Below are 7,504 nucleotides of genomic sequence, written 5' to 3'. Positions count from 1 at the left end.
TCCTGATCCCCTTCGCCATCCTGCCGATCTTCCTGTCGCTGGAGCGGATTCCGCAAGTGCTGCTGCGCGCATCCGACGATCTCGGCGCGAGCGGCTTGCAGACCTTCCTGCGCATCACCTTGCCGCTCAGCCTGCCCGGCGTCGCTTCGGCGGCGAGCTTCGTCTTCGTGCTGGCGATCGGCGATTTCCTGACGCCGCAGATGGTCGGCGGGATCAGCGGCTTCACCTTCGGCCGCATCCTCTACAGCCAGTTCGGCACGGCCTATAACTGGCCGTTCGGCGCGGCGCTGTCGGTGGCGCTGGCCGTCGTGGTGATCGCCGCAATCCTCATCGGCGAACGCTTTGGCCGCAACCCGGGGACTTCGGTATGAGCGCCCTGCCCCGACTGTCCACGATCTTTCTGGCCGCGATCACGACACTGGTTGCGGTCCTGCTCTACAGCCCGCTGTTCGTGCCGATCGTGTCGTCGTTCTTCACCATTTCGCATGGCTCCGTCGACTGGTCGTCGCCGACGCTTGCGACCTATGTGGCGCTGGCTGAAAACCACGACATATTGGCCGCTCTGCGCACGACGCTGATCGTCGGCGTCTGCACCGTCATCCTGTCGGTGGTCAGCGGAACGCTGCTGGCGCTCTATTATCATGGGCGCCGTTCCGGACGCTCGCTGCTGCAGTTCATCATCTTCCTGCCGTTCCTGATGCCGCCGATCATCAGCGGCCTGGCGCTGCTGATCTTCTTCCGCGAGATCGGCCTCGAACGCTCGCTGCTGACGGTCGTTATCGGCCATACGGTTTTCGTGTTGGCGATAGTCTACCGCACGGTACTGATGCGGCTGCAGTCGATGAGCCGCACGCTGGTTGAAGCGTCCTACGATCTCGGTGCCACGGGCTGGCAGACCTTCTGGCGCATCATCCTGCCGAACCTGTCGAGCGCCATGGTCGGCGGCGCCATCCTGGCCTTCGCCCTGTCATTCGACGAGACCATGATCACCATCCTGGTCACTGGCACGCAAAGCACGCTGCCGGTCAGGCTGTGGGCGATGATGCGGCTTGGCTTCTCACCCGATATCAATGCGCTGGTGGCGCTGATCCTGATGTTCACCGTGCTGCTCTGCGTGCTCGCCGCCCGCTTTCTCATCCCCAGGCAAGTTGCGACGGAACGGACGTGAGTGCCGGGCAAGAGCGCCGCAATGAGGCAGCCATATTCTTGGTCCGGCATCGATGCTGACATAATCGATGCCGGACCAAACGGAATGATGCTTACTGAAGCTTGGCCTGCAAGACGTTGACATCGTCGGTGGTCATTTCACCGTCCGTCGCTACCTTGCCGTCGACGATCTTCCACAGCCGGAACGGGCCTGTGATGTCGCCATATTTATCGAAGGCGACCGGGCCGATGACGCCTTCGTAGCGGATCGGCTTGCCGTCCTTGATCAGGCCGAGCGCCTTGGCGAACTCTTCCTTGCCAGCAAAGATCGGCGTGCCGGCCGGATCGACCGCCTTGTACATCGCGTCCTTGATCTTGGCCGGGTCCTCGGAGCCGGCAATGGCGATGGCGAGGCCAACAATCGCGCCGGCGTCATAGGAACGGTCGGCTGCCGGATTGGTCGGTTCGATGCCGGAGAATTCCTTATAGTTCTTGGTGAAATACTCCGTCGAGGCCGTCGGGCTGGTGCCGGACGACGTGCCGTAGGCTTCCTTCAGATAATCGGCGCCGACGGATTCGATGAAGTCCGGGCTGTTCATGCCGTCATTGAGCAGGAATTTCTGCACGCCGCCCTGCGAGATCCAGGTGCGGGCGACCGTGGCGCCGTCGACCGGTGTGCTGACGAGGTAGAGACCGTCCGGTTCACCGGCCATTGCCGCGGTGACTTCGGAGGCATAGCTCGACTGCTTTTCATTGTAAGGCGTGTCGGAGACGATGGTGCCGCCGAGCGCTTTGTAGGCACGCGAGAATTCGGCCACCATGTTGACGCCGAAATCGTTGTTGACGTGGATGATCGACAGCTTCTTGAAACCCTTGTCGATGGCATATTTGGCGGCGGCGACACCCTGCAGCGCATCCGAGGTGATGGTGCGGAAGAAGATGCCGTTGGTCTTGCCGTCGCGGCCGAGCGCCGTCAGAGTCGGCGAGGATGACGCTGGCGAGACCTGGACGATCTTGGCTGGCGCGGTCACCGAGGTCAGGATCGGGATCGACACCGACGAGATGATGCCGCCGATGATGACCGGCACTTTCTTGACCTGCACAAGCTGAGTGGCGGCGTCGACGGCGATGTTGCCCTGGCTCTGGCTGTCGCGCGTGTCGGTGACGAGATCGCAGCCGCGCACCCCGCCGGCTCCGTTGATGTCGCGGAAGGCCATCTCGACCGACTTGGCGCCGGCCTGGCCGTATTCACCGGCCGGGCCGGTCAGCTCCATGACGAGGCCGACGGTGATCTTGCAATCGGCGGCCTGCGCAGCACCCGCCATCGTGACGAGGGCCAGCGCTGTGGTGAGTTGGAGTATCGTCTTTGTCATTGTTGTTCCCCTTTCGTTACTCGACTGTATTTGAGTTCTGGAGCTTGTTCAGCGTTCCGGCACCTGCAGCCAGGTTTCATGCAGATGTCGCCATTCGACGCCGTTGGGCGCCGATGAACTGGTCGTGAAGACGGCGCTCGATTGACGGCGGCTGTGCTTGCCTGCGCGCAGCTGCGCTTCGACATAGAGGACGACGATGGTATCCGCGTCCTGCCAGCCGGGCCGGATGTCCTCGATCGAAATGGCGAAACCATCGTCGCAGGAAGCACGGCTTGCGCGGACATGGTCGACGACCGCTTCGCGATCGAGGATCTGCCCGTCCGGCGCCACCATGCTGAGGTCCTTGCCCATGGCGCGTTCGAAGCGGCCGAAGTCCACCGTGTTGGCTCGCGCGGCGACGAACCAGTCGACGAAGAAGCGGTGCAGGTCGATGATTTCGGCGCTGGCGCGTGAAAACAGGGAGGGTTCGCCGCTCATTTCTTCCCCGCATTGAGGTTGTAATGCATGATCGAACCGTGGCGGCCGCGGCGGTCGCGTTCCAGCGTGTAGACGTCACCTTCGAGGCCGGTGCCTTGCGCGATGACGGCCGCAATCCGCTCCCGGTCCTCGGCGTGGAGCGCAACGTCCATGATTTTCGCATTGGCAATGGCGTGGGCCTGGTTGCGGGCGCCGACGATGACCGCCGCCACTTGCGGCTGCTCCAGCACCCAGGCGCTGGCGATGGTGGCGACGTCAACGCCGTGGCGGTCGCCAACGGCCTTCAGCGCTTGCAGCAGGTGCTGGAACAGCTCCCAGCCGCCAAAATCGTCGATGATCAGCTTGTACTTGACCAGCGAGCGGTTTTCGAGCGGCGTGGCGGGCTCGGCCGCACCGAGCCATTTGTTGCTGAGGAAGCCGCCGGCGACTGAACCATAGCAGAGGAAGCTGACGCCGTTCTGTTTTGCGAGCGCGGCCAGGCTGCTGCCCGGGCGCTGGTCGAGCACGGAATATTGCAGTTGCTGGCTGACCAGCGGGATGCCGGCAGCGAGTATCTCGGCGAGCCTTGGCGTGTCGAAATTGGTGGTGCCGAGATTTCGCACCTTGCCCTCCAACCGAAGCTCGTTGAGCCAGCCCATGGCATCGACATAGCGCGGCTGTTCATAGTCCCACCAATGGAACTGCACGAGATCGAGCCGCTCGGTCTTCAGCCGCCGCAATGACTGGTCGATGATGCCCCTGATGTAGTCACGGCTGATACTGGCCAGCCGTTCGAGGTCGGGCACCAGCTTGGTGTGCACCTTCATCCGGGCCGCGACGTCGAGGCCGCGCTCGCTGGCCAGCCGCAGGCGCGCGGCACCGATCAACTCCTCGACGCCGGTGTAGATGTCGGCGCAGTCATAGGTCCAGATGCCGGCATCGAACGTGGCGATCAGATCGGCCACCGCCTGGCTGCGGTCAATGGCGCCGTGGCCGCCAGCCAGCTGCCAGCCGCCGCGAATGACGCGCGAGATGGTGTAGCCGGGGCCGAGTTCGAAGGTCTTGGCGGTCATCTAAGGTCATCCTCTTTCGGCAGCGGCACCGCCGTCGTCTCGGCGTGGCTGAACCGCCGCTTGGCGGCCCTGACGATCCGCAGCCGGCTGCCGCAATTGGGATCGGGACAAGCGATCTCGGCGTCCGAGGTCATCCAGTCGTTCGGGTGGGTTGGGCGCTGCTTGGCTGCCAGCAGCGGCAACACGGCGGCGATCGAATAGATCGAAAAAACCTGCCCTGCCGGCATCGACAGCATCTCGCCCTTGAGCTCGAAATAATCGCCTTCCTTGGCGCCGCAATAGATAGGTTTGTCCTTGGGGATGATGGCCTCGACGCGAAGGTCGAACAGCTCGAAACTGTCGTCGGCCATGTCAGGCCTCCATCAGGCTGAAGGTGACATCGCAGGCGCCGTTGCGGCGGATGACACCGCACGCGGCGGCGAACCGGTCACGCTCTTCGACGCGCACCTGCGCCACCACACTGCCGGCCAGCCAGCCTATCGGGAACAAGAGCCGCGCGCCCTGCCCGTAGTAGAGGCCAATGTCGAAGATCGCATTGGGATTGCCGCCCCACATGCGTGGCGGCACGTAGGACAGTACGATGTCGCCCGGCTGCGGGTTCAGCGTCGCGTTCTCGGCCGGCAACGGTTTTGCATAGGCCTGGCCCTCGAGGTCGGTTGATGGAACCGGACAGGAAATCTCAGGCCCCGTCCACATCGCATGGATGCCCGGAACAACGCGTGGCGTGCCGAGGTAGGCCAAGAGGAAGGCAGCGTTTTCCGGCGCCTTCTCGGGCAGCAGCAATGCCGTTACGGAAAGCTGCGAGCGCGGCTCGGTGATCCTGATGGCGGTCATGTCTGGTCTTTCGCGGCGGCGGCCTGCAACTTGCTGCGCAGGAAGGTGAAGGGTCGGCTGATGTCGGCGACCAGCGACTCGCGCGCCGCCTGCGCATCCTGCGTGGACAGCGCCGTGACGATGCGGCGGTGATATTGGGCGGTGTCGACCTCGCCGGCTTCCGAGAAGGCGTAGATGGCGACACGAATGCAGGGACCCGATTGCAGCCACAGGCTCTCGATCATCGGGATCAGCACGGCCGAACCGCAGGAGCGGTAAATCTCGAAATGAAAGCTCTGGTTGAGCGTCACTTCGCGGTCGACGTCCTTCTTGTGTTTCAAAGCCCGCATCTCGTCCCATTCGGCGAGGATGGTTTCGATGGTGGCGATCTGGCGCGGACCCATGCGGGCGGCGGCCAGCGCGATCGCCTCGCCCTCGATCAGGATGCGAGCCCGCAGGAGATCGTCGAGGCGTTCCAGCGTGATCGGCGGCACGCGCACCGAACGGTTGGGCAGCGCCTCCAGCGCCTTTTCCGTGATCAGCCGGCCGAGCGCCTCGCGCACCGGCATGGTCGAGGTGACCAAGGCGTCAGCCAGGCCACGGATGGTCAGCACCTGGCTCGGTTCGAACAGGCCGCCAATCAGGGCGCGGCGCAGCTCGGAATAAACGCGGTCCTGCACGGTCTCGCGGCCGACCGGCGCAAGCTGGGCCGCGATCACCTCGTTGTTCTTTTCGATGGCAGCCTTTTGCATGGAATTCCGTTCGTGGCCGGTTTTCGGCTTGCGGAGGAAATTAAAGCCGAATAGCGTGATCAACGCAAGTGTGATCACAAATCATAATCAGGAGGCGGCAGCGATCGTCTTCGGCCAGAGGGTTTGATGAGCGAGGCAACCAAACGGCAAGGGGAAACCCGCGCGCCGGTTCTGACGGCAAGGAATGTCGTCAGGCGGTTCGGCGGCCTTGTCGCGGTCAACGACGTCTCGTTTAACGTCAAAGCGGGCGAAATCCTCGGCCTCATCGGCCCCAACGGCGCCGGCAAGACGACGATGTTCGACCTGCTTGCCGGCAGCATATTGCCGACCAGCGGCGAAATCCTTCTCAACGGCGCGCGCGTCTCGGGCGAAGCAGCACATCTGCGCATCGGACGCGGTCTCGGCCGCACGTTTCAGATACCGCGCCCGCTGCCCAACCTGACGCTGATCGAAAACATCATGCTGGCGGCACAGGGTCAGGCCGGCGAAAAGCTGCTTGCCAATTTCGTCACGCCATGGCGCGTCGCCGCGCAGGAAAGGGCCGCCAGGACAAAGGCGCTTGAACTGCTGGAACTGGTCGCCCTCGCCCATCTCGCGCATGAGCCGGCGCGCGTGCTTTCCGGCGGCCAGCGCAAGCTGCTCGAACTCGCCCGCGTGATGATGGCCGATCCGGCGATCATCTTGCTCGACGAACCGGCGGCCGGCGTCAACGCGACGCTGCTCGAAGTCATCATCGACCGCATCCGCGACATCAATGCGCGCGGTATCACCTTCCTGCTGATCGAGCATAATATCGACATGGTGACGCGGCTCTGCCATCGCGTCCTCGTCATGGCGAGCGGCCAGTTGCTCAGCGAAGGCACGGCCGAAGAGGTCGCTCGCGACCCGCGCGTCATCGAGGCCTATCTCGGAGGCGCGGCATGAGCGAGATCGTTCTCGATGTCCGCGACCTCGAAGCCGGCTACGAGCCCGGCGTGCCGATCGTGCGCGGCGCCTCGATCACCGTCGCCAAGGGCGAGATCGTCGTGGTGCTCGGCCCCAACGGCGCCGGCAAGTCTAGCTTCATCAAGGCCATCGCCGGCCTCGTCCCGATCACCGGCGGCACAGTATTTCTGGACGGGAAGGACATCACTGCCGCGCCGGCCCACACCATGGTGCGCCTCGGGCTGGCCTTCGTGCCGCAGACCGAAAACATCTTCCCACTGATGTCGGTCGAGGACAATCTCAGAGTTGCTTGCGGCATCCTTGAGCGGCGCGAGATTCCTGCGCGCATCGAGGAGATGTATGCCGCCTTCCCCGATCTCGTCCGCCAGCGCCGCACCGCCGCCGGCAACCTCTCGGGCGGACAACGGCAGATGCTCGCCGTTGCGCGGGCGCTGATCGTCCACCCCAAGGTGCTGGTGCTAGACGAGCCGTCGGCCGGCCTGTCGCCGAAATTCGTCTCGATGGTGTTCGAGATGCTGGCAAACATCCGCAAGTCCGGCGTCACCATCCTGCTCGTCGAACAGAATGCCAAGGCAGCGCTCGCCATCGGCGACCGCGCCTATGTGCTGGTCGAAGGCAAAGACCGGCACGAGGGCATTGCCTCCGAGCTGTGGAACGATCCGGTGGTCGCCGAACTCTATCTCGGCCAGCGCCCCCGCAAGTCCGGCACAGGAGGTGGGGCATGAGCTTGCAATTTGTCGTCGACGGATTGCTGACGGGTTCGATGATCGGCCTGGGCGCCATCGGCGTGACGCTTACCTATTCGATCCTGCGCTTCTCGAACTTTGCCCATGGCGACTTCATGGCCTGGGGCACCTATGCGACGCTGGCCGTCGTCAGCGCCATCGGCGCGACAATCAGCGGCCAGCCGAAGGACAGCGGTGCGATCGGTGCCACCTTGCCGACT

10 protein-coding genes and 1 pseudogene are annotated in these 7,504 nt (G+C 63.9%); 5 read left to right on the top strand and 6 right to left on the bottom strand.

What is annotated here, in order from left to right:
- Both EN925_RS15385 and EN925_RS15380 read left to right on the top strand, forming a co-directional pair.
- The coding region (locus EN925_RS15385; protein WP_128336669.1) for an ABC transporter permease subunit at positions 1-371 on the top strand (371 nt) is incomplete at its 5' end.
- Positions 368-1,168 carry an ABC transporter permease gene (locus tag EN925_RS15380; protein ID WP_063171580.1) on the top strand — a complete coding sequence of 267 codons (801 nt, stop codon included), beginning with the start codon at positions 368-370 and terminating at the stop codon, positions 1,166-1,168. The genes EN925_RS15385 and EN925_RS15380, both read left to right, overlap by 4 nt.
- A gap of 91 nt (positions 1,169-1,259) precedes the next feature.
- Here EN925_RS15380 and EN925_RS15375 read toward each other — a convergent pair whose 3' ends face one another.
- The 6 genes from EN925_RS15375 to EN925_RS15350 are packed head-to-tail and all read right to left on the bottom strand — an operon-like array spanning position 1,260 to position 5,613.
- Positions 1,260-2,519 carry an ABC transporter substrate-binding protein gene (locus EN925_RS15375; RefSeq protein ID WP_127369302.1) on the bottom strand — a complete coding sequence of 420 codons (1,260 nt, stop codon included), beginning with the start codon at positions 2,517-2,519 and terminating at the stop codon, positions 1,260-1,262.
- Between the two features lie 48 nt (positions 2,520-2,567).
- Positions 2,568-2,996, bottom strand: a complete 429-nt coding sequence (locus EN925_RS15370) for a DUF4440 domain-containing protein (RefSeq protein WP_064995060.1) — start codon at positions 2,994-2,996, stop codon at positions 2,568-2,570.
- The gene (locus tag EN925_RS15365; protein WP_127369301.1) at positions 2,993-4,048 is read right to left on the bottom strand and encodes an aldo/keto reductase; all 1,056 of its coding nucleotides are present in this window, start codon (positions 4,046-4,048) and stop codon (positions 2,993-2,995) included. Before EN925_RS15365 ends, EN925_RS15370 begins: the two co-directional genes overlap by 4 nt.
- Positions 4,045-4,398 (bottom strand): TIGR04076 family protein, encoded by a 354-nt coding sequence (locus tag EN925_RS15360; protein ID WP_127369300.1) that lies wholly within the window; start codon positions 4,396-4,398, stop codon positions 4,045-4,047. The genes EN925_RS15365 and EN925_RS15360 overlap by 4 nt, the downstream gene beginning before the upstream one ends.
- 1 nt (position 4,399) lies before the next feature.
- Positions 4,400-4,882, bottom strand: a complete 483-nt coding sequence (locus tag EN925_RS15355) for a DUF3830 family protein (protein ID WP_127369299.1) — start codon at positions 4,880-4,882, stop codon at positions 4,400-4,402.
- On the bottom strand, positions 4,879-5,613 hold the full coding sequence (locus EN925_RS15350; RefSeq protein WP_024502532.1) for a GntR family transcriptional regulator: 735 nt from the start codon (positions 5,611-5,613) through the stop codon (positions 4,879-4,881). Before EN925_RS15350 ends, EN925_RS15355 begins: the two co-directional genes overlap by 4 nt.
- Before the next feature lie 126 nt (positions 5,614-5,739).
- Here EN925_RS15350 and EN925_RS15345 point away from each other — a divergent pair, with 126 nt between their 5' ends.
- The 3 genes and pseudogenes from EN925_RS15345 to EN925_RS15335 all read left to right on the top strand — a co-directional run.
- Positions 5,740-6,537 carry an ABC transporter ATP-binding protein gene (locus EN925_RS15345; protein ID WP_013532981.1) on the top strand — a complete coding sequence of 266 codons (798 nt, stop codon included), beginning with the start codon at positions 5,740-5,742 and terminating at the stop codon, positions 6,535-6,537.
- On the top strand, positions 6,534-7,283 hold the full coding sequence (locus tag EN925_RS15340) for an ABC transporter ATP-binding protein (protein ID WP_063171575.1): 750 nt from the start codon (positions 6,534-6,536) through the stop codon (positions 7,281-7,283). The genes EN925_RS15345 and EN925_RS15340 overlap by 4 nt, the downstream gene beginning before the upstream one ends.
- Positions 7,280-7,504 (top strand): annotated as a pseudogene (locus EN925_RS15335) (branched-chain amino acid ABC transporter permease); the annotation flags it as partial. The gene EN925_RS15340 and the pseudogene EN925_RS15335, both read left to right, overlap by 4 nt.

Source organism: Mesorhizobium sp. M7A.F.Ca.US.006.04.2.1, from assembly GCF_004022915.1.
Taxonomy (GTDB): Bacteria; Pseudomonadota; Alphaproteobacteria; order Rhizobiales; family Rhizobiaceae; genus Mesorhizobium; species Mesorhizobium ciceri.
The sequence above is the reverse complement of the archived record's forward strand: the minus strand, read 5'-3'. Positions and strand labels throughout refer to the sequence as shown.